17 protein-coding genes and 1 pseudogene are annotated in these 20376 nt (G+C 70.5%); 8 read left to right on the top strand and 10 right to left on the bottom strand.

Annotated features, from left to right (window positions below; all coding sequences use genetic code 11):
* Nucleotides 1–398: 398 nt before the first annotated feature.
* Nucleotides 399–1325 carry a carbohydrate kinase family protein gene (locus OHO83_RS32885; protein WP_329435694.1) on the top strand — a complete coding sequence of 309 codons (927 nt, stop codon included), beginning with the start codon at nucleotides 399–401 and terminating at the stop codon, nucleotides 1323–1325.
* Between the two features lie 73 nt (nucleotides 1326–1398).
* Nucleotides 1399–1773, top strand: a pseudogene (locus OHO83_RS32880) (YceI family protein); the annotation flags it as partial.
* Between the two features lie 77 nt (nucleotides 1774–1850).
* Here OHO83_RS32880 and uvrA read toward each other — a convergent pair.
* The gene (gene uvrA, locus OHO83_RS32875) at nucleotides 1851–4916 is read right to left on the bottom strand and encodes an excinuclease ABC subunit UvrA (RefSeq protein WP_266669334.1); all 3066 of its coding nucleotides are present in this window, start codon (nucleotides 4914–4916) and stop codon (nucleotides 1851–1853) included.
* Between the two features lie 221 nt (nucleotides 4917–5137).
* Between uvrA and OHO83_RS32870 the strand changes: the two genes are divergently transcribed.
* Together OHO83_RS32870 and OHO83_RS32865 are read left to right on the top strand one after the other, a co-directional pair.
* Nucleotides 5138–5827: a maleylpyruvate isomerase family mycothiol-dependent enzyme gene (locus OHO83_RS32870; RefSeq protein WP_266669336.1), complete on the top strand. Its 690-nt coding sequence runs from the start codon at nucleotides 5138–5140 to the stop codon at nucleotides 5825–5827.
* A 9-nt stretch (nucleotides 5828–5836) separates the two neighbouring features.
* Complete coding sequence (locus tag OHO83_RS32865; RefSeq protein WP_266669338.1) at nucleotides 5837–6493, top strand: MBL fold metallo-hydrolase; 657 nt, start codon at nucleotides 5837–5839, stop codon at nucleotides 6491–6493.
* Between the two features lie 57 nt (nucleotides 6494–6550).
* On the opposite strand, the gene aroQ is transcribed toward OHO83_RS32865, so the two are convergent.
* The 7 genes from aroQ to OHO83_RS32830 all read right to left on the bottom strand — a co-directional run bounded on the left by aroQ (nucleotide 6551) and on the right by OHO83_RS32830 (nucleotide 15436).
* Nucleotides 6551–7024 carry a type II 3-dehydroquinate dehydratase gene (aroQ, locus tag OHO83_RS32860; RefSeq protein WP_266565544.1) on the bottom strand — a complete coding sequence of 158 codons (474 nt, stop codon included), beginning with the start codon at nucleotides 7022–7024 and terminating at the stop codon, nucleotides 6551–6553.
* 85 nt (nucleotides 7025–7109) lie between these two features.
* The gene (locus OHO83_RS32855; RefSeq protein WP_329435692.1) at nucleotides 7110–8210 is read right to left on the bottom strand and encodes a calcium:proton antiporter; all 1101 of its coding nucleotides are present in this window, start codon (nucleotides 8208–8210) and stop codon (nucleotides 7110–7112) included.
* Between the two features lie 147 nt (nucleotides 8211–8357).
* On the bottom strand, nucleotides 8358–9371 hold the full coding sequence (locus tag OHO83_RS32850) for a TerC family protein (protein WP_329435690.1): 1014 nt from the start codon (nucleotides 9369–9371) through the stop codon (nucleotides 8358–8360).
* A gap of 243 nt (nucleotides 9372–9614) precedes the next feature.
* Nucleotides 9615–11612 carry a TerD family protein gene (locus OHO83_RS32845; protein WP_330280133.1) on the bottom strand — a complete coding sequence of 666 codons (1998 nt, stop codon included), beginning with the start codon at nucleotides 11610–11612 and terminating at the stop codon, nucleotides 9615–9617.
* A 48-nt stretch (nucleotides 11613–11660) separates the two neighbouring features.
* Nucleotides 11661–12263 carry a TerD family protein gene (locus OHO83_RS32840; protein ID WP_227294093.1) on the bottom strand — a complete coding sequence of 201 codons (603 nt, stop codon included), beginning with the start codon at nucleotides 12261–12263 and terminating at the stop codon, nucleotides 11661–11663.
* Nucleotides 12264–12441: 178 nt separating this feature from the next.
* Complete coding sequence (uvrB, locus tag OHO83_RS32835) at nucleotides 12442–14589, bottom strand: excinuclease ABC subunit UvrB (protein WP_266669348.1); 2148 nt, start codon at nucleotides 14587–14589, stop codon at nucleotides 12442–12444.
* Between the two features lie 40 nt (nucleotides 14590–14629).
* A complete protein-coding gene (locus OHO83_RS32830; RefSeq protein WP_266669350.1) occupies nucleotides 14630–15436 on the bottom strand; it encodes an MHYT domain-containing protein in 807 nt (268 codons plus the stop codon).
* A gap of 275 nt (nucleotides 15437–15711) precedes the next feature.
* Between OHO83_RS32830 and OHO83_RS32825 the strand changes: the two genes are divergently transcribed.
* The 3 genes from OHO83_RS32825 to OHO83_RS32815 all read left to right on the top strand — a co-directional run bounded on the left by OHO83_RS32825 (nucleotide 15712) and on the right by OHO83_RS32815 (nucleotide 18990).
* The gene (locus OHO83_RS32825) at nucleotides 15712–16587 is read left to right on the top strand and encodes a glycerophosphodiester phosphodiesterase (RefSeq protein WP_266669352.1); all 876 of its coding nucleotides are present in this window, start codon (nucleotides 15712–15714) and stop codon (nucleotides 16585–16587) included.
* A 78-nt stretch (nucleotides 16588–16665) separates the two neighbouring features.
* The gene (locus OHO83_RS32820; protein WP_330280132.1) at nucleotides 16666–17253 is read left to right on the top strand and encodes a methylated-DNA--[protein]-cysteine S-methyltransferase; all 588 of its coding nucleotides are present in this window, start codon (nucleotides 16666–16668) and stop codon (nucleotides 17251–17253) included.
* Nucleotides 17254–17709: 456 nt separating this feature from the next.
* Nucleotides 17710–18990 carry an MFS transporter gene (locus OHO83_RS32815; protein WP_382815242.1) on the top strand — a complete coding sequence of 427 codons (1281 nt, stop codon included), beginning with the start codon at nucleotides 17710–17712 and terminating at the stop codon, nucleotides 18988–18990.
* Nucleotides 18991–19038: 48 nt separating this feature from the next.
* On the opposite strand, the gene OHO83_RS32810 is transcribed toward OHO83_RS32815, so the two are convergent.
* Nucleotides 19039–19404, bottom strand: a complete 366-nt coding sequence (locus tag OHO83_RS32810) for a cupin domain-containing protein (protein WP_266669358.1) — start codon at nucleotides 19402–19404, stop codon at nucleotides 19039–19041.
* 151 nt (nucleotides 19405–19555) lie between these two features.
* On the opposite strand from OHO83_RS32810, the gene OHO83_RS32805 reads away from it, so the two are divergent.
* Nucleotides 19556–19855: a GlsB/YeaQ/YmgE family stress response membrane protein gene (locus OHO83_RS32805; protein ID WP_266669360.1), complete on the top strand. Its 300-nt coding sequence runs from the start codon at nucleotides 19556–19558 to the stop codon at nucleotides 19853–19855.
* Between the two features lie 55 nt (nucleotides 19856–19910).
* Here the strand turns inward: OHO83_RS32805 and OHO83_RS32800 are convergent, their stop codons facing one another.
* Nucleotides 19911–20345 (bottom strand): VOC family protein, encoded by a 435-nt coding sequence (locus OHO83_RS32800; protein WP_266676262.1) that lies wholly within the window; start codon nucleotides 20343–20345, stop codon nucleotides 19911–19913.
* Between the last annotated feature and the right edge of the window lie 31 nt (nucleotides 20346–20376).

The raw sequence follows: 20376 nt of genomic DNA, 5'->3' as shown, positions 1-20376 counted from the left end.
CCGCACCGTTCCGGCCGCCCTTCTCCGTCACCGTCTTGGCCGCCCCACGTCCGCACCGTTCCGGCCGCCCTTCTCCGTCACCGTCTTGGCCGCCCCACGTCCGCACCGTTCCGGCCGCCCTTCTCCGTCACCGTCTTGGCCGCCCCACGTCCGCACCGTTCCGGCGGCCCTGCTTCCGCACCATCGCCGCGTTCACCGCCCTCTCCGTGGCCCCCCTGCGTCCCTACGCGAAGGGTCTGCCCGAGTCGGCCCCGGACGTGCCCGTTTCCGGCCGGGGCGCTGTGCCCGAGCCCGCGAGCCTCTAGCCTGTGCCTCGCCCCCTGCCCCTCCGGTGCACCGCACCCCAGTACTCCAGCACTGCCGCACCGCTTCACAGTTCAGCCCGAAAGGAACCACCCGTGATAGTCGTCGCCGGAGAGGCCCTGATCGACCTCGTGCCGCAGGGCGGGGCCGCCGATGACGGTGGCGACCTGCCGGCGCTCGCGCCCCGGCTCGGCGGCGGCCCGTTCAACACCGCGGTGGCCGTCGGCCGGCTCGGCTCCCCCGTGGCCTTCTGCTCACGGGTCTCCCGCGACGCGTTCGGCGAGGCACTGCTCGGCGGGCTCGCGCGAGCAGGTGTGGACGTGTCGTACGTCCAGCGGGGCGACGAACCGACGACGCTGGCTGTCGCGTCGATCGCCGCGGACGGCTCGGCCGGTTACTCGTTCTACGTCGAGGGAACGGCCGACCGGCTCTTCTCGGTGCCCGACCGGCTTCCGCCGGGCACGCGCGCGGTGTCGTTCGGCACGTGCTCGCTGGTCCTGGAGCCGGGCGCGAGCGCGTACGAGGAGCTGATGCGGTCGGCCTCGGCCCAGGGCGTGTTCACCGCGCTCGACCCGAACATCCGGGCCGGCCTCATCCCCGACCCGGACGCGTACCGGGCGCGTTTCAAGAACTGGCTCCCCTCGACCGGCCTGCTCAAGCTCTCCGAGGAGGACGCGCAGTGGCTGGGTGGCACCCCGCAGGAGTGGCTGGCCTCGGGTCCAGCGGCCGTCGTGATCACGCGCGGCGGCGACGGCCTGACGGTCTTCACGCGGGGCGGCGCGCGGTACGACGTACCGGGTGAGCGCATCGACGTCGTCGACACGATCGGCGCGGGCGACACCGTGAACGCGGCGCTGCTGCACGGTCTGGCGGCGTGGGACGCGCTGTCCGTGGAGGCGGTGGCAGGCCTCGCCGAGGACGCGTGGCACCGGCTGCTGCGGTTCGCCGCGCGCGCCGCCGCGGTCACCTGCTCACGGGCCGGTGCCGAGCCCCCCTACGCGTCCGAACTACCGCCCCTGTAGCGGCCGTTCACCTGCCCCGGTCAGCCGTGCACGTCCTGCCGGTCACGCGTCGACCGCGCGCAGCGCCCCGGGCGCCACCATCGCACGGGGCTCGATCGACACGGGCAACGCCGATCGTGACGCGCACGTCCGTCAAGCCGATCTGCTGGACGTGGAGCGCCGTCCGACCATGACGTACGTATCGAACGGGGTGTCGGGGAAGGACGACGACCGGCCCCTGGAGGGCGAGTTGACCATCGGGGGCGTGACGCGGCCGGTGGTGCTCGCCGTGGAGTTCGACGGGGTGGTGGACGTGCCGCTGGACGGGAGCCGGCATGCGGGGTTCGAGGCGACGGGCGAGATCGGCCGGAGCGACTTCGGCCTGGACTTCGGGGCCGGTCTTCTTGGTGATGTTGTCAAGATTCGGCTGGACATGCAGTGCGTCGAGCCGCAGGGCCAGGGTGGCTGACAGATGAACGCCCGGCGCCCCACGGGGAGTTCCCGTGGGGCGCCGGGCGTTCTCGCGCGGTCGCGGACCGCCCGCGCTCAGGCCTTGCGAGCCCGCGTGGACTTGGTCGCGGTCTTCTTCGCGGCCGGCTTCTTCGCCGCGGCCTTCGTGGCCGACTTCCCGACCGCCGTGGTCTTGGCCGTGGCCACCTTCTTCGCCGGGGCCTTCGCCGTCGCCGAGACGGTCTTCTTCGCGGCCGTGGCCTTCTTCGCCGCCACTGTCTTCCTCGTACGCGCCGCGGGTACCGTCGCGTCGCTGAACCGGTCGGCGCCGAGGATGTCGCGCAGGAACTTGCCGGTGTGGCTGGACGGTTCGCCCGCGACCTCTTCGGGGGTGCCCTCGGCGACGACGAGGCCACCGCCGTTACCGCCCTCGGGGCCCATGTCGACGACCCAGTCGGCGGTCTTGATGACGTCGAGGTTGTGCTCGATGACGATCACCGAGTTCCCCTTGTCGACAAGGCCCGACAGGACGGTGATGAGCTTGCTGATGTCCTCGAAGTGCAGACCGGTGGTCGGCTCGTCGAGGACGTAGACGGTGCGTCCCGTGGACCGCTTCTGCAGCTCGCTCGCCAGCTTCACGCGCTGGGCCTCGCCACCGGAGAGGGTCGGCGCGGACTGGCCGAGCCGGACGTAACCGAGGCCGACGTCGTTCAGCGTGCGCAGGTGGCGGGCGATGCCCGGGACCGCCTCGAAGAAGCCGAGCGCCTCCTCGATGGGCATGTCCAGGACCTCGGCGATGGACTTGCCCTTGTAGTGGACGTCCAGCGTCTCGCGGTTGTAGCGCGCTCCGTGGCAGACCTCGCACGGGACGTAGACGTCCGGCAGGAAGTTCATCTCGATCTTGATGGTGCCGTCGCCGGAGCAGTTCTCGCAGCGGCCGCCCTTGACGTTGAAGGAGAAGCGTCCCGGCAGATAGCCGCGGACCTTCGCCTCGGTGGTCTCGGCGAACAGCTTGCGGACGTGGTCGAAGACTCCGGTGTACGTCGCCGGGTTCGAGCGCGGCGTGCGGCCGATCGGCGACTGGTCGACGTGGACGACCTTGTCGACGAGGTCGTCGCCCTCCACGCGCGTGTGCCGCCCGGGAACGCTCCGCGCTCCGTTCAGCTCGCGGGCGAGGTGCGTGTACAGGATGTCGTTGACCAGGGTCGACTTGCCGGAACCGGAGACACCGGTGACGGCGGTCAGGACGCCGAGCGGGAACGACACGTCGATGTCGCGCAGGTTGTTCTCACGGGCGCCGTGCACGGTCAGCCTGCGCGTCGGGTCCACGGGGCGCCGGATGTCCGGCAGCGGGATGGACCTCTTGCCCGACAGGTACTGGCCGGTCATCGACTCGGCGTTGGCGAGCAGTTCCTTCAAGGGGCCGCTGTGGACGACCTTGCCGCCGTGTTCACCCGCGCCGGGGCCGATGTCGACGACCCAGTCGGCGACCTTGATGGTGTCTTCGTCGTGCTCGACGACGATGAGCGTGTTGCCCATGTCGCGCAGCCGTACGAGGGTCTCGATCAGGCGGTGGTTGTCGCGCTGGTGCAGGCCGATCGAGGGCTCGTCCAGGACGTAGAGCACGCCGACGAGGCCGGAGCCGATCTGCGTGGCGAGACGGATGCGCTGGGCCTCGCCGCCGGAGAGCGTCCCGGCCGCGCGGTTGAGCGAGAGGTAGTCGAGGCCGACGTCGACGAGGAAGCGCAGCCGCTCGTTGACCTCCTTGAGGACCCGCTCGGCGATCTTCTTGTCGCGCGCGTTGAGCTTCAGCTCGCCCAGGAAGTCCGCACAGTCGCTGATGGACATCGCGGAGACCTCGGCGATCGACTTCTCCATCACCGTGACGGCGAGCACGATCGGCTTGAGGCGCGTGCCCTCACAGGTGGGGCAGGGCACCTCGCGCATGTAGCCCTCGAAGCGCTCGCGGCTGGAGTCGCTCTCGGCCTCGCTGTGGCGCCGCTTGACGAACGGCACGGCACCTTCGAAGGGGGTCGTGTAGACCCGCTCGCGGCCGTACCGGTTGCGGTAGCGGACCTCGATCTGCGTCTTGTGGCCGTACAGGAGGGCCTTCTTGGCGCGCTGCGGCAGGCCCGCGAAGGGGATGTCGGTCCGGAATCCCAACGCGTCCGCGAGGGCGCCGATGAGGCGTCCGAAGTAGTCCTTGGTGTGCCCGTGCGACCAGGGGTGGATGGCGCCCTCGTCGAGGGACTTTTCCTCGTCCGGGATGATCAGCTCGGGGTCGACCTCCATGCGCGTGCCGATGCCGGTGCAGTCCGGGCAGGCGCCGAAGGGCGAGTTGAAGGAGAAGGAGCGGGGCTCCAGCTCCTCGAAGGACAGGTCGTCGTACGGGCAGTACAGGTGCTCCGAGTACATGCGCTCGCGCTCGGGGTCGTCCTCGGGGAGGTCGACGAAGTCGAGCACGACCATGCCGCCGGAGAGGCCGAGCGCGGTCTCCACGGAGTCGGTCAGGCGGCGCTTGGCGGATTCCTTCACCGTGAGGCGGTCGACGACCACCTCGATGGTGTGCTTCTCCTGCTTCTTCAGGGTGGGCGGTTCCGACAGCTGGATCGTCTGTCCGTCGACCCGGGCGCGGCTGTACCCCTTGGTCTGGAGGTCGGCGAAGAGGTCGACGAACTCGCCCTTGCGCTCGCGCACGAGCGGCGAGAGCACCTGGAAACGGCTGCCCTCGGGCAGGTCGAGGACCTTGTCGACGATGGCCTGCGGCGACTGGCGCGAGATGGGGCGGCCGCACTCGGGACAGTGCGGCTTGCCGATACGCGCGAAGAGCAGACGCAGGTAGTCGTAGACCTCGGTGATGGTGCCGACCGTGGAGCGCGGGTTGCGCGAGGTCGACTTCTGGTCGATCGAGACGGCCGGGGAGAGGCCCTCGATGAAGTCGACGTCCGGCTTGTCCATCTGGCCGAGGAACTGACGTGCGTACGAGGAGAGCGACTCGACGTACCGCCGCTGCCCCTCGGCGAAGATCGTGTCGAAGGCGAGCGACGACTTGCCGGACCCCGACAGACCCGTGAAGACGATGAGCGAGTCGCGCGGAAGGTCGAGCGAGACGTTACGGAGATTGTGCTCGCGCGCGCCACGGACGATGAGACGGTCGGCCACGCCGGTCCGCACCTTTCTTGAGAGAAGCAACAGGGGCGGGGCCCCTGTCTTTCGAGATTAGGGGGGCCACCGTCAGCGATGGACTGTTTTCCATGGTTGGTAACAAACCCGGACCATCAAGAATGCCCGATGCCGCCCTCGAGCTTATAGCACGTACATTCGATTTTGGGCCTCGGTCGGCCGCCTTCACCCGATCGAGTGGCGGCGCTATCGTCTGCGCCATGAGCGATCATGCGCGCGACCTGGCCTCTGTACGTGAAGCGACCGACCGGCTCCTCACCGCTGTCGGCACACTGGACAACGCGGCTGTGGCCGAGTCGTCACGGCTTCCCGGCTGGACCCGGGGCCACGTCCTCGCCCACCTCGCCCGAAACGCGGACGCCCTCGCGAACGTGCTCGCCGGCCGGCCCATGTACCCGAGCGCCGAGGCGCGCGACGCGGACATCGCGCGGGACGCGCCGCGCGACCTCCGCGAGCAGCTCGATGACCTGCGGGCCAGCGCCGCCGGATTCGAGGCCCGGGCCGAGCTGCCGGCCGACTGGGCGCGCACCGTCGAGCTGCGCAACGGCGTCAAGGACTCCGCCTCCCGGATCCCCTTCCGGCGCTGGGTCGAGGTCGACCTGCACCACGTCGACCTCGGGATCGGGTACGACCTGGAGGATCTGCCGGCGGAGTTCGTCGAGCGGGAGATCGACTTCCTGGCCGAGCGCTTCGCGGGGCACCCGGACATGCCGTCGACCGGCCTCAAGTCGGACGGCGGCCGGGTGTGGACGACGGGCGGCGGCGCCGGGACGGGTCCGGTCGGTGTCGCGGGCCCCGCCCCGGAGCTGCTCGGCTGGCTCTCCGGGCGGCGCGACGGCTCCGGGCTCACCGTCGAAGGCGGACGGCTGCCTGTCGTACCCCCGCTATAGGCTGAGTCCATGACGTACAGCGGAGCGGTGAAGGTCGGCGGCCCGGCGGATGTGCACGAGCTGCAGAACCTGATGATCTCCAAGGTCGCGGTCGGCGCGATGAACAACAACGCGTATCTGCTGCGCTGCCGCGCCACCGGTGAGCAGCTCCTCATCGACGCGGCCGCCGACGCGGAGACGCTGCTGACCCTGATCGGGGACGACGGCATCGCGTCCGTCGTCACGACGCATCAGCACGGGGACCACTGGCAGGCACTCGCCCGGATCGTGGAGGTCACGGGCCCGCGTACGTACGCGGGCCGTTACGACGCGGAGGGCATCCCGGTCCCCACGGACGTGCTCGTCGAGGACGGGGACACGATCACCGTGGGTCGGGTCTCGCTGACCGCCCGGCACCTGGTCGGCCACACGCCCGGCTCGATCGCCCTCATCTACGACGACCCGCACGGCCACCCCCATGTCTTCACCGGGGACTGCCTGTTCCCGGGCGGAGTGGGGAACACGTGGAAGGATCCGAAGGCCTTCGCGAGCCTGATCGACGACGTCGAGTCGAAGATCTTCGGCCGGCTCCCCGACGAGACATGGGTCTACCCCGGGCACGGGAACGACACGACGCTCGGCGCCGAGCGGCCGCATCTGCCGGAGTGGCGCGAGCGCGGCTGGTGAGTCAACGCCCGGCCGCGCCGGGCGTGTTCACTGCGCGAGTACGAGAGTCCGGCGGTACTAGACCGTGGCCACGCCGGGCTCGGCCAGGGCCGCCACCCGCTCCACCGCGAACGCGTATCCCTGGACCCCGCATCCGGCGATCACGCCGTCGGCCCTGAGGGACACGTAGGAGTGGTGCCTGAACTCCTCGCGCTGGTGGATGTTGGAGATGTGGACCTCGATGACGGGCAGGCCGTCGCACGCATTGAGGGCGTCCAGGATCGCCACCGACGTGTGGGAGTAGGCGGCCGGGTTGATCACGATGCCCACGTGGTTCTGGCGCGCCTCGTGGATCCAGTCCACCAGCTCGCCCTCGTGGTTGGACTGCCGGAAGTCGACGCTCCCGCCGTGCACGGCCGCGGCCTTGGCACACAGTGCCTCGACGTCCGCGAGGGTGTCGGACCCGTAGATCTCCGGCTGCCGGCGGCCGAGGAGGTTCAGGTTCGGACCGTTCAGGACCATGATCGGGGCGTTGGCGAGGGTGCGGGGCACAGGGGACCTCCGTGCGTCGGGCGGCTGCTCTCCCACGGTCTATCACGAGGCGTCACGGCGCTGCCCGGCCGTATCACCGTGACCGTCACGGCGTGACGGCGAGCTCCACGTACGCGGCGAACACCACGAGGTGAACTCCGCCCTGGAGCGGGGTGGCGCGGCCGGGGACGACGGTCAGTGTGCTCACCAGCATCGTCAGGACCAGCAGCACCATCTGCGTGGCGCCGAGTCCGAGGACGAGGGGCCCCGACAGCCAGAACGACGCGATGGCGACGGCCGGGATGGTGAGTCCGATGCTGGCCATCGCGGAGCCGAGCGCGAGGTTGAGGCTCGTCTGGACGCGGTCGCGGCGGGCCGCGCGCAGGGCCGCGATCGTCTCGGGCAGCAGGACGAGGAGCGCGATGATCACGCCGACGACAGAGTGCGGCATCCCGGCCGCTTCGACGCCCGTCTCGATGGTCGGGGACACGCCTTTGGCCAGGCCGACGACGGCGACGAGGGCGAGCCCGAGGAAACCGAGGCTGATCAGGGCGGTGCGGGTGGAGGGCGCGTGCGCGTGGTCGTCGCCGTCGATGATGTTGCCCTGCTTGGTGATCGGCAGGAAGTAGTCACGGTGTCGCACGGTCTGGGTCGCCACGAAGATCCCGTACAGGAGGAGCGCGGCGGAGGCCGCGAAGATCAGCTGCGACGTGGAGAACTCCGGGCCCGGCTTGCTCGTGGTGAACGTCGGCACGACCAGGCAGAGCGTGGCCAGGGTGGCGACCGTGGCGAGCGCGCCGCCGGTGCCCTCGGGCTGGAAGACGGCGACGCGGTGCCGGAACGCGGCGGCGAGCAGGCTCAGTCCGACGATGCCGTTGCAGGTGATCATGACGGCGGCGAAGACGGTGTCGCGGGCGAGCGTGGCGCCCTTCTCGCCACCGTCGACCATGAGGGTGACGATCAGCGCCACTTCGATGACGGTGACGGCGACGGCGAGCACGAGGGAGCCGAAGGGTTCGCCGACGCGGTGGGCCACCACTTCGGCGTGGTGGACGGCAGCGAGCACGGACGCGGCGAGCACGACGGAGACGACGGCCACGACGGCGCCCGGCAGCGAGCGGCCCCAGGTGAACACCAGCAGGACGACCGCGAGGACGGGGACGACGGCCGTCCATTGCGTGACCAGTCTCCGGAGCCCAGCGATCATGCCTTCGATGGTGCACCGACGGTGCGGGGGCCGCGACTTCGGAACGGGCGCCTGTGCGTGGGGCCGAACGAGGGAAGGAGCGCGCGGCCGGCAGCCGCGCGCTCCTTCTCTGTGCCGGGCCTTGTGCCGGGCTCTGTGCCGGGCGGGTCAGGCCTTGACGCTGTCCTTGCGCGCGCCGTCCGACGCGCCGCCCTCGTCGCCGTCGTCCCCGCCGTCGAGGGCCTGCTTCTGCGCCTGCTTCTTGGAGGCGATGAGGCTGGCGACGGTGGTGATCGCCAGGACGCCGCAGATGACGGCCAGGGAGACCGGGATGGAGATCTCCGGCACGTGCACCCCGGACTCGTGCAGCGCGTGCAGGACGAGCTTCACGCCGATGAAGCCGAGGATCACCGACAGGCCGTAGCTGAGGTAGACCAGCTTCCTGAGGAGTCCGCCAATGAGGAAGTACAGCTGTCGCAGACCCATCAGCGCGAACGCGTTGGCCGTGAAGACGATGTACGGGTCCTGGGTCAGGCCGAAGATCGCCGGGATCGAGTCCATCGCGAACAGCACGTCGGTCGTGCCGATCGCGAGCATGACGACCATGAGCGGCGTCAGGATCCGCTTGCCGTTGACCCGGATGAACAGCTTCGTGCCGTGGTACCGGTCGGCGACGCCGAACTTCTTCTCGATGGACTTGAGGAGGCGGTTCTCCTCGAACTCGTCTTCCTCGTCGTCCGACATCGCTTCCTGGATGAGCTTCCAGGCGGTGTAGATGAGGAACGCGCCGAAGATGTAGAAGACCCACGAGAAGTTGGCGATGACGGCGGCACCGGCCGCGATGAAGATGGCGCGCAGCACCAGGGCGATCAGCACACCGAACAGCAGGACGCGCTGCTGGAGCTGGGACGGCACCGAGAACTTCGCCATGATCAGGATGAAGACGAAGAGGTTGTCGACGCTCAGCGACTTCTCGGTGATGAAGCCGGCGAAGAACTCGCCGGAAGCCTGCGCGTTCCCCCAGATCAGCAGACCGACCCCGAAGAGGGCGGCCAGCACGATCCAGACGACCGTCCAGATTCCGGCTTCCTTGATCGATACGTCGTGGGGCTTGCGCCCGATGAAGAAGTCGACCGCGATCAGGGCGACCAGACCAAGAATGGTCAGCACCCAAAGGGTCATCGATACGTCCACTGCGCCTCCGGCGTCGTACGGCTACTGATCAGCGTCGTCGCTGCCGGAGGTCTCTTCCACCCGGGCGGCCTCAGCTCGCCCCGGGCCGGCGCCCCGGGACCGATGTCGGTCCGTATTGACGGGAACGCCGCGTTCGGGAGTACTCCCCTCCGCTCGTCGGAGCCTACGGGAAACACCCATGAAACGTAAAGGGTTCGGTAAAGATAAGTTCAAAAGCACTGTTCAGAGGCGTCAGATGCCCTGCTCTCGTCGCGCTCTGGCGACCTCTTCGAGGACCTGCTCCAGGATCCGGCTGCCGGGCGGGACATGCGGCGGCTCGTACGTCCACGCATGCCCCACCCACGGGTCGGCGAGGTGGTCGTCGGGCACCGGAGTGAGCCTCAGCAGCGCCCGCCAGAGCGGGTCGAGGACCGGTCCGTACTCGGCGGCGTCCTCGCGGTCGGCGACCATCAGGAGGTGGACGCCGACGGCGGGGCCCTCGTCGGCGAGGTAGCGCAGCCGGGTCACCGCGCGGTCGTCGAAGCCGTGCGGGAAGTCGTTGACGATCAGCAGCTGCTCGGCGGTGTCCAGGTCGGGCGGGAGCGCGTCGGCCGCTCCACCACGGACCGCCATCTGCACGAGGTCCACGCGCTGCGTGAGCCGGGCGAGCACATCGGAGACGCCGGCCACCCCGGCGGCCGGCGGCGCGGCGAGCACTCCGGCCCGCACGAGCGGGGCGAGCGCCCCCGCGGCCGATCCGGCCGGGTCGATGACATGCACGGCGAACTCGCCCGCCGGGTAGACCGCGAGGAGCCGCGCGGCGAGCTCGACGGCGCTCCGCAGGGCGCGGCGGCGCAGCTCGTCGGACTCGGTGAGCGCGTCCGCCCCGGAGCGGCCGCTGTCGATCCACATGCCGCGCTCCAGGGGGAGCCGCACGAGCATCGGGATGCGCAGGCCCACACCGCGGGACTCGGGCAGCTGGAGGTCGCCCAGGCGCAGGGCCATCGGGATCTCCATGGGGCTGCCGTACGCGTGCCAGACCGGGTTGTCCCAGCCCGCATAGGCCGGGGGCAGGGCGGGCTCGACGACGGCGGACTCGGCGGCCAGCTGGGCGAGGTCACGGTCGAGGACCTCCCTCGCCCGGTCGACGAGCTGTCCGTGCTTGGCCCGGGCGGCCTCGCGCGCGGCGTCCCCCTGGCCGCCGATCCGGCTGCGCGGGTCGGACAGGGCCTTGTCGAGCTCCTGCTCCATACGGGAGTCCGCGAAGTCGACGGCGCTGCGGTACGCGGCGACACAGCGGGCCAGGTCCTCGAACATGCCCCACACCTGGTTGTAGAGCCGCTCGTCCATGGACCAGCCGGTCGCGTCACCGGCGACGGGCACGGCGGGCTGCCCCCCCGGCTCTGCGGGGGGCGCGGTGGGCGCGGGGACGGGCGGTGCGGGGGCCTGCCGGCCGGGGTGCGTGTAGTTGACGGGGCCGGTCCGTCCTGAGGGGCGGGCCGGCTGGGGCTCGTGCGCAGGCCGGGGGGCCGGGGACGACTGGGGTTCGGCGGGTGACTGGGGCTGGGTGGAGCGGGGCGGGCCGTCGGACGGGTGCGTCCCCGGCGATGCGGCGTGGGAGGCCGCGCCCGCCGCGTCCGCCATGGCGCTCGCCCCTGATGCCGCCGTCCGGGGCGGAGGCGGCGCCACCGTCCGGGCGAGCCCCCGTGCCACCGCTTCGCCGATCTCGCCCGCGAGTGCCCTCGCGTCGGGAAGCCCCTGGTCGGTCAGGAGTGCGCCGAGGCCGCCCGCGTACCCCTGGCCCACCGCGCGTACCTTCCACGCGCCCTGGCGGCGGTACAGCTCCAGGGCCACGACGGCGGACTCGGCGTCGAGGTCGGTGATGGTGTAGCTGGCGACCTCGGAGCCGTCGAGTCCGGTGACGGCCACGAAGGGGGCCGCGACGGCGCCGAAGCGGTCGGGGTCGCCTGGCCCGGTGGGCAGCGCGAGCAGCACGCTGACGCGGTGGGCGGCCTCGGGCACGGCGTCCAGATCGACGGCGAGGCGGTGGTCGGCCGCCGCCTGCCGGGGGACCTCGAGTCCCGGCAGCGCGGGGGCGCCGGGGTGCGCGACCCAGTCTCGGCCGTGCACCCTGCCCTCGTCGTCGCTGAGCGTCGCGCCCGCCACGACCGGCGCTCCCGCCGACACACGGATCTCCAGACGGGTCTGGGTGAGGGGGTGGTTCTGCCCCCGGACCAGCTCGGCCGTCATCGCCTTCTCCCCCTCGTCCCGTCCGTCTGTTCCTGTGTTCCCGCTACCTCACAGGCCCGGCAGGATCGCCGGCATGAGGTCCTGGAACGTGCGGCCGTTGGCCGGCGAGCCCAGGGCGGTCATCTGCCAGCCGGCGCCCGCGCGGTGCACCTTCGCCATGATCTGGGCGGTGTACTGGCCGCCGCCGTCGAGCGTGTAGCGGGCCAGCTCCTGGCCGTTGGTCTCGTCGACCAGGCGGCAGAACGCGTTCTGCACCTCCTGGAAGGTCTGGCCGGTGAAGGAGTTCACCGTGAAGACGATCTGGTCGATGTGGACCGGGACGCGCTGGAGGTCGACGAGGATCGCCTCGTCGTCGCCGCCCTGGCCGGCGCCGCCGACCAGGTTGTCACCGGTGTGGCGCACGGAGCCGTCGTCGCTGACGAGGTGGCGGAAAAAGACGACGTCCACCGGCTGCTTGTCCGCGAACAGGACCGCCGAGGCGTCGAGGTCGATCTCCCGCGTGCGGGACCCGAAGAGGCCGCGGCGCGGGGCGGCCTGCCAGCCGAGTCCCATCCGGACGGCCGTCAGGGTGCCCCCGTCCTGCTTCTGCAGGCTGATCGCCTGGCCCTTGCTCAGGTTGACACCAGGACCCTTGGAAAAGTTGGCCGTCACGCGTCCGTCCCCTCTCGAACTGTGCTCTTCACCGCCCGTCCAGACGGTTGAGGGAACCCTATGCAGGGCCACTGACAACGCCGCACACAGGAAAGGACTTTGTGTCGGTGTTGCAACACACCGTGCGGCATGCCGGATCCGTCCGGCATGCCGTGGGGCGTGCGGTGCGCGGGGGGCGTCAGGCCAGCCCGGCCTCCTTCATCTGGCGCAGCTCCTTCTTCATCTCCGACACCTCGTCACGCAGCCGTGCGGCGATCTCGAACTGGAGATCCGCGGCGGCCGCCCGCATCCGGTCGGTCAACTCCTCGATCTGCTCGGCGAGTTCGGCCGCGGGGCGGTCGGTGGGGACCGCCTGTGCCGCCTTGCCCTTCGTGGCCTTGCCGCCGGTCTTCTTGGCCCCCGCCTTGGCGAGCGCGGGCACGGGCGCCTTGGCACCCTTGCCGTCCTTCGCGCCCTTGCGGTAGCCGGAGCCGAGGAGTTCCTCGGTGTCGACGTCCTCGCGCGCGATGGACGCGACGATGTCGTTGATCTTCTTGCGGAGCGGCTGGGGGTCGATCCCCTTCTCCTTGTTGTACGCGATCTGCTTCTCCCGGCGGCGGTTGGTCTCGTCGATGGCCTTCTCCATCGCCGGGGTGATCTTGTCCGCGTACATATGGACCTGGCCCGACACGTTGCGCGCGGCGCGGCCGATGGTCTGGATCAGGGAGGTGCCGGAGCGCAGGAAGCCCTCCTTGTCGGCGTCGAGGATCGCCACCAGGGAGACCTCGGGCAGGTCGAGGCCCTCACGGAGCAGGTTGATGCCGACGAGGACGTCGTACTCGCCCGCGCGCAGTTCGCGCAGCAGCTCGACGCGGCGCAGTGTGTCGACGTCGCTGTGCAGGTAGCGCACCTGGATGCCGAGCTCCAGGAAGTACTCGGTGAGGTCCTCAGCCATCTTCTTGGTGAGCGTGGTGACGAGGACGCGCTCGTCCTTCTCGGTGCGCTTGCGGATCTCGTGCACCAGGTCGTCGATCTGGCCCTCGGTGGGCTTGACCACGACCTCGGGGTCGATGAGGCCCGTGGGGCGGATGATCTGTTCCACGAAGCCGTCGCCCCGCGCGAGCTCGTACTTGCCCGGGGTGGCCGACAGGTACACGGTCTGGCCGATGCGCTCCTGGAACTCCTCCCACTTCAGGGGGCGGTTGTCCAGGGCGGACGGGAGCCGGAAGCCGTGGTCGACGAGGGTGCGCTTGCGGGAGGCGTCGCCCTCGTACATGGCGCCGATCTGCGGCACGGTGACATGCGACTCGTCGATGACGAGGAGGAAGTCGTCCGGGAAGTAGTCGAGCAGCGTGTTCGGCGGGGAGCCGGGCGAGCGGCCGTCGAAGTGCATCGAGTAGTTCTCCACGCCGGAGCAGGAGCCGATCTGACGGAGCATCTCGAGGTCGTACGTGGTGCGCATGCGCAGCCGCTGGGCCTCGAGCATCTTGCCCTGCTTCTCCAGCTCCGCGAGGCGCTCCCCGAGCTCCTTCTCGATGTCGTTCGCCGCGCGCTCCAGGCGCTCGGGGCCCGCCACGTAGTGCGTGGCCGGGAAGACGTACAGCGACTCGTCGTCGCTGATGACCTCGCCGGTGAGGGGGTGGAGGGTGGAGAGGGACTCGATCTCGTCGCCGAACATCTCGATGCGGACGGCGAGCTCCTCGTAGACCGGGAAGATCTCGATGGTGTCGCCGCGGACGCGGAAGGTGCCGCGGCTGAAGGCCACGTCGTTGCGGGTGTACTGGATGTCGACGAAGCGGCGCAGCAGCTCGTCCCGGTCGATCTCGTCGCCGACCTTGAGGGACACCATGCGGTCGACGTACTCCTGCGGCGTGCCCAGGCCGTAGATGCACGAGACGGAGGCGACCACGACGACGTCCCGCCGGGTGAGCAGCGAGTTCGTCGCGGAGTGGCGCAGGCGCTCCACCTCCTCGTTGATCGAGGAGTCCTTCTCGATGTAGGTGTCCGACTGCGGGACGTACGCCTCGGGCTGGTAGTAGTCGTAGTACGAGACGAAGTACTCGACCGCGTTGTTCGGCAGCAGCTCGCGGAACTCGTTGGCCAGCTGGGCGGCCAGCGTCTTGTTCGGCGCCATCACGAGGGTGGGGCGCTGAAGCTTCTCGATCATCCACGCCGTAGTGGCGGACTTACCTGTTCCGGTCGCACCGAGGAGGACGACATCCTTCTCACCTGCGGTGATGCGCCGCTCCAGGTCGGCGATGGCCGTCGGCTGGTCGCCGCTTGGCTGGTAGGGACTGACGACCTCGAAAGGCGCCACCGTGCGTTCGATCTTGGATACGGGCCGCATGGAATCCACCGTACGACCCCGCACTGACAACCGGGCCGGATCAGCCTGCCCGTCGCAGCGGGCGCACGGTCCGGCCCGCCCTGCTCGCGGCCTCGACGGCGTCCCGCCGGTCGGGCCTGCCCGTCATCATCATCGGGTCGAACACCACGACGACGCCGGCCAGGAGCAGGAAGCACAGGGGGCCGATCATGAGGGGCGCGAGGAGTTCGGCGGGGGTGTCACCGGCGGGGGTGCCGCCGCTTCCGTGCACGCGGACGTCGAGGGCGGCCATTCCGGTGTAGTGCATGCCGGTCACCGCGAGACCCATGACCAGGCTCGCGCCGACGCTCCAGGTGAACCCCCTGACCTGGACCGCGGCCCAGAGCGCGGCGGTGGCCGCGGCCATGGCGATCACTACGGAGACACCGACGGTGAAGGTGTTGTACTGAAGCGTCCCGTGCAGGCGCATACCGGCCATACCGAGGTAGTGCATCGACGCGACACCCAGTCCGGTGACCGTGCCACCGGTGAACAGGGCCGCTCCCGTCGCACCCCGGTATCCGACGATGAAGATCCCGACCCCGACCATGACGATGGCGACGCCCAGGCTCGCGAACGTCGTCAGTTTGTCGTAGTGGATCGGGGTGCCCTGCACGCGGAAGCCCATCATCGCGATGAAATGCATCGTCCAGATTCCGGACCCGATAGCCGCCGAGCCGAGCGCGAGCCAGCCGGGCCGCCAGGACTGGGTGACGAGCAGCGATCTGGTGGTGCAGCGCAGACCCAGCGCCCCGCCGAGGCAGGCCATGAAGAACGCCGCCAACGGCGTGACCAGTCCATAGCTGAATCCGTCGACCGTGTACTGCATCCGCCGCAGCCCTTCGCCCTGATGTTCCTGATGTTCCTGATGCGTTCTGTTTGCACCCCTGGCAGCGACTGCCGGAGCGACCGCGATTGGAGCAGAGATTAAGGCTCTCGCAGGAACGTCTGACCGATTTTCCGGCAAAGCCTCACGACACCCGCCCGCGGGGTGCACGTCCTCCCACCACTCCGTTCAGTGTGTGGCCATCCTTCACGTGTCTTCCGTTGGCAACCGACTGTCACTCTCGTCAAGTCCTTGATCCCTCGACGCGAGGAGTACACGTGTCCGCACGCGCAGCCACCGCGACCGCCGCCCTGGCGGGATTCGTAGGCGTCCTGGTCCTCCCCACCGCCGCCGAGGCGGCCCAGCAGCCCGGCGCACCCGTCGTCATCGCACACCGCGGCGCCTCCGGGTACGCGCCCGAGAACACCCTCCAGGCCATCGACAAGGCCGACAAGCTCGGCTTCGACTGGGTCGAGAACGACGTACAGCGCACCAAGGACGGCCGGCTCGTCGTCATCCACGACACGAATCTGGCACGTACCACGAACGTCGAGCAGGTGTTCCCCGGCCGTGCCCCGTACAACGTCCGCGACTTCACCGCCGCGGAGATCGCCAAGCTCGACGCCGGCCGCTGGAAGGGCGCCAAGTTCAAGGGTGCCCGCGTCCCGACCCTCACCCAGTACCTGGACCGGGTCGACCACAACCACCAGAAGCTCCTCATGGAGGTCAAGGACCCGGCACTCTACCCGGGCATCGAGACGGACATCCTGCGCGTGCTCGGCAAGGAGGGCTGGCTAGATCGCGATCACATCAGGAACCGCCTGGTGATCCAGAGCTTCAGCGCAGCCAGCGTACGGACCGTGCACCTGCTCCGCCCCGACATCACGACGGGATTCCTCGGTACCCCCGCCGTGAGCGACCTGCCCCGGTACGCCCGGTTCGCCGACCGGATCCATCCCGGCTACGGGACGATCTCGAGCCGGTACGTCGCCTCGGTGCACGCCCTCAAGGGCCCGCACGGCAAGCGCCTCCAGCTCTTCACCTGGACCGTGAACGACGCGGCGGCCGCGCGGCGCGTGGCCGGTCTCGGCGTGGACGGCATCATCAGCAACTCCCCGGATGTCGTGCGCAAGGCGGTGGGCGGCGGCCGGTAGAGCCGACGGCGGGCCGGGGGAGGCGAGGCCGGCGGACGGCGCGGAGCATTGTCAGTGGCCCCCCGTACGGTGGTCGGCATGAACGCCACTGGGCAGAAATCCACTGGGAACGCTGCCGCCGGGGAAGGGGCCGGGCTCACGGTCGTCTGGGCCGTCGTCGGCACGGACATCGGGCCGCTGCTCCTCGCCGCGACGGACGCCGGGCTGGTGAATGTCGCCTTCCACGCCTCCCCCGCCGTGCGGGACCGGGCGGTCGAGCGGCTCGGTTCCCGGCTCGGGACCGAGCCGGTGGAGGCCCCGGACTCGCCGCTCCTGGCCGAGCCCATACGTCAGCTGAAGGCCTACTTCGCCGGTGAGCGGCGGGACTTCGAGCTGCCGCTCGACTGGTCGCTGATCTCCGGGTTCAACCGGCAGGTCCTGCGCGAGCTGGCGGCCGGCGTCCCGTTCGGCACGGTCGTCGGCTACGGGGACCTGGCGGGCCGCGTCGGGCAGCCGGGGGCTGCGCAGGCGGTGGGTGTGGCCATGGGAGCCAATCCGCTGCCGGTCGTCGTGCCGTGCCACCGCGTCGTGGAGAGCGACGGCGGCATCGGCGGATTCGGCGGCGGCCTGGAGACGAAGCGACAGCTGCTCGCGCTGGAAGGGGTCCTTCCGCAGCCGCTGTTCTGAGACACGGGAAGCCGCTGTTCCGCGGCTCTGGAGCGACTGTTCCGCTGCACGGGAGCGGCTGTTCCGCTGCACGGGAGCGGCTGTTCCGAGGACACGAGAGCGGCACTGTTCCGAGGACACGAGAGCGGCACTGTTCCGAGGACACGAGAGCGGCACTGTTCCGAGGACACGAGAGCGGCACTGTTCCGCAGCACGGAAGCGGCACCGTTCCGAGGCAGCGCAAAAGCAGCCGTACCGCGGCATGGGAGCGACTGTTCCGCGGCACGGGAGCGACGCTGTTCCGAGGGCACGGGAGCAGCGCTGTTCCGAGGCGCGGAAGCAGCTGTACCGCGGCACGCGAGCGGCCGTTCCGAGGCACGGGAACCACCGTTTTCAGCCCTGGGTATCTGGCTGGCGCAGGGCATGCGCGGGGATGCCCTGTGTTCGCGGGTGGGTGCCGGCTGGCACACTGCGCCGGTGCTCATACCCGATTCCACCGCACGTCGTCGGCCCTCCGTCCCCGTGACGCCCGAGGACCTGGCCGGGCTGCGCCGCCGTGTCACCGCCGTGCTCGTCGCGAGCCAGATACTCGGCGGGCTCGGCGTCGCCACCGGCATCGCGCTCGCCGCCGTGCTCGCCAAGCAGGTCAGCGGGGACGAGGCGCTGTCCGGGCTCGCACCGACCGCGACGGTCGCCGGGACCGCCCTGCTGTCCGTTCCGCTCGCCGCCCTGATGACGGCGCGGGGGCGGCGGCCCGGGCTCGTCCTCGCGTATCTGATCGGCGCGCTGGGGGCCGGGGTCGTCGTACTGGCCGCGGCGGTGGGGAGCTTCCCGCTGCTGCTCGTCGGCATGGCCGGGTTCGGCGCCGCCTCGTCGGCCAATCTCCAGGCGCGGTTCGCCGCCGCCGATCTGGCCGAGCCGCAGCGCCGGGCGCGGGCGATCTCGAATGTCGTGTGGGCCACCACGATCGGCGCGGTGCTCGGGCCCAACATCGCGGCGCCCGCGGGCCGCAGCGTCGCCGGGCTCGGCATCCCCGCGGCGGCGGGGCCCTTCCTGTGGGCGGCCGGGGTCTTCCTCGTCTCGGCCGTCATGGTGCAGGTCCTGCTGCGTCCCGATCCGCTCCTGACCGCCCGCGCCCTGGCTCCCGAGGAGGAGAAGTCGGCCGGAGCGCGGTCGATCAGGGCCGGGTTCGCCGCGGTCGCCGCGTCGCCGCGTGCCCGGCTCGCCCTCGTGACCGTCGCCGTCTCGCACACCGCGATGGTGTCGATCATGTCGATGACGCCGGTCGACCTCGGCCACCACGGTGCGAGCATCGATCTCATCGGCCTGGTCATCAGCGGGCACATCGCGGGCATGTACGCGTTCTCGCCGGTGATGGGACGGCTGTCGGACCGGCTCGGGCGGCTCTCCGTGATCGGCCTCGCCGTGGGTCTGCTCGCCTGCGCGGCGCTGCTCGCGGGCACGGCGGGCGGCAACCACGGGCAGACCGCCGTGGGCCTGTTCGTCCTGGGGCTCGGCTGGTCCGCGGGCCTCGTCTCCGGTTCGGCCCTGCTGACGGACTCGGTGCCGCAGGCCGCGCGGGCCGCCGCACAGGGCCTGTCCGACCTGACCATGAACACGGCGGCCGGCGTCGGCGGCGCGGCCGCGGGCCTGGTCGTCGCGACGGCGAGCTACGCCTGGCTCAACCTGGCCGCGGCCTGCCTCCTGCTGCCGCTCGCCGCGCTCGCCCTCTTCAGCCGGCGGCCCGCGACGAGGTGACCAGGGCGGCGTGACCGCGGACGGTGACCGCGGTCGGCATGACACCGGTCAGGGCAGCGTGATGTGGTACGCCTTCCGCAGGGTCTCGTGCACGGTCCACGTCGTACGGTCGCCCTCGCGCAGTACCGCCGCGTCGCCGGGGCCCACCTCCAGGGTCGCTCCGCCCTCGACCTCGACCGTGGCGCGGCCGGAGACGACCACGAACAGCTCGTTCGCCTCGGTGTCCGTGACCACGCCCGGCGTGATCTGCCAGATGCCCCGCAGCTGCTTGCCGTCGGCGGACTCCCAGAGCACCTTGCCCGTGACGACGGGGTCGCCCGAGACGATCTGCTCCGGATCGAGGGGCTCCGGTTCGAGTGCAACGTCCGGAATGTGTACGGCAAAAGACGCAGTGGCCTGATCGTTCGTGGTCATGAACGGTCACTCTAGGCAGCGCGGACCCCTCTGTTCACTGGACGACCCGTACCTCGGTCACGGCCCGGACTGGACGGCTCGTCAAGGGGAAGAGACCTGGAGACAACGTCCCGGGCGCCGCGTGCCCGGGGTTCTAGGGAGTCGTGGGGACATGGAGATTTCCGGCGTCATCAGCGCGATCGTGATCGGCATCGTCATCGGCGTCCTGGGCCGGCTCGCCCTGCCGGGCCGTCAGCGCATCGGCATCCTGGCGACGGTCGTCGTCGGCATCGTGGCCGCGCTGCTCGGTTCGGCCATCGCCGCGGGCATCGGTGTCGCGGACACCAAGGGGATCGACTGGGTGGAGTGGCTGATCCAGATCGGCCTGGCCGCTCTGGGTGTGGCCCTGCTCGACCGTGGCCGGACGGGCGGCCGGTCACGCGGCCGCTCGTGGAGCCGTACGCGCCGCTGAACCTCAACGTCCGTACAGCCGACACCCGGACGAGCAGGGACCCGTATCAGGCGGCTCAGGCCTCTTCGTAGTAACGCGCTTCGAAGACGTTCCCGTCGGGGTCGCGGAAGTAGAAGCTGCGGACGGCCGGGCCGCGGGCGCCGTACGAGTGGCGGCCGTGGTCCGAGACCGGCACCTCGCGCTCCTCCAGACGGGCGCGCAGGCTGTCGTAGCCGCCCTCGGTCAGGGCGATGCACACATGGTTGACCGGGTGGCCGGCGCTCTTGTCGCCGCCCGGCACCATGTTCATACGGGGCGCCAGCGTCAGCGGCGCGAGGTCGAGAATGGTCTCCTCGTTGACCCGCACCGAGGGGAACGAAACCGCGCCCTCCTTGAACTCGGCCACCCTGAGAGGTTCGAGGCCGACCGCCTCTTCGTAGAAGTGCGCCGCGGCCACCGGGTCGCTGACCCAGAGGACGACATGGTCGAGGCGCGTCGTGTTGTCCGTCATGCGCTCAGATTTGTCCGTCATGCACTCAGGC

Source organism: Streptomyces sp. NBC_00569, from assembly GCF_036345255.1.
GTDB lineage: Bacteria > Actinomycetota > Actinomycetes > Streptomycetales > Streptomycetaceae > Streptomyces.
This window is presented reverse-complemented; position numbering and strand designations above follow the sequence as displayed.

Coding starts and splice junctions, on each gene's coding strand:
- OHO83_RS32870 (WP_266669336.1), top strand. CDS start 5,138: ATGAGCGATCATGCGCGCGACCTGGCCTCTGTACGTGAAGCGACCGAC.
- OHO83_RS32865 (WP_266669338.1), top strand. CDS start 5,837: ATGACGTACAGCGGAGCGGTGAAGGTCGGCGGCCCGGCGGATGTGCAC.
- OHO83_RS32855 (WP_329435692.1), bottom strand. CDS start 8,210: ATGATCGCTGGGCTCCGGAGACTGGTCACGCAATGGACGGCCGTCGTC.
- OHO83_RS32850 (WP_329435690.1), bottom strand. CDS start 9,371: ATGACCCTTTGGGTGCTGACCATTCTTGGTCTGGTCGCCCTGATCGCG.
- OHO83_RS32845 (WP_330280133.1), bottom strand. CDS start 11,612: ATGACGGCCGAGCTGGTCCGGGGGCAGAACCACCCCCTCACCCAGACC.
- uvrB (WP_266669348.1), bottom strand. CDS start 14,589: ATGCGGCCCGTATCCAAGATCGAACGCACGGTGGCGCCTTTCGAGGTC.
- OHO83_RS32830 (WP_266669350.1), bottom strand. CDS start 15,436: ATGCAGTACACGGTCGACGGATTCAGCTATGGACTGGTCACGCCGTTG.
- OHO83_RS32820 (WP_330280132.1), top strand. CDS start 16,666: ATGAACGCCACTGGGCAGAAATCCACTGGGAACGCTGCCGCCGGGGAA.
- OHO83_RS32810 (WP_266669358.1), bottom strand. CDS start 19,404: ATGACCACGAACGATCAGGCCACTGCGTCTTTTGCCGTACACATTCCG.
- OHO83_RS32805 (WP_266669360.1), top strand. CDS start 19,556: ATGGAGATTTCCGGCGTCATCAGCGCGATCGTGATCGGCATCGTCATC.
- OHO83_RS32800 (WP_266676262.1), bottom strand. CDS start 20,345: ATGACGGACAACACGACGCGCCTCGACCATGTCGTCCTCTGGGTCAGC.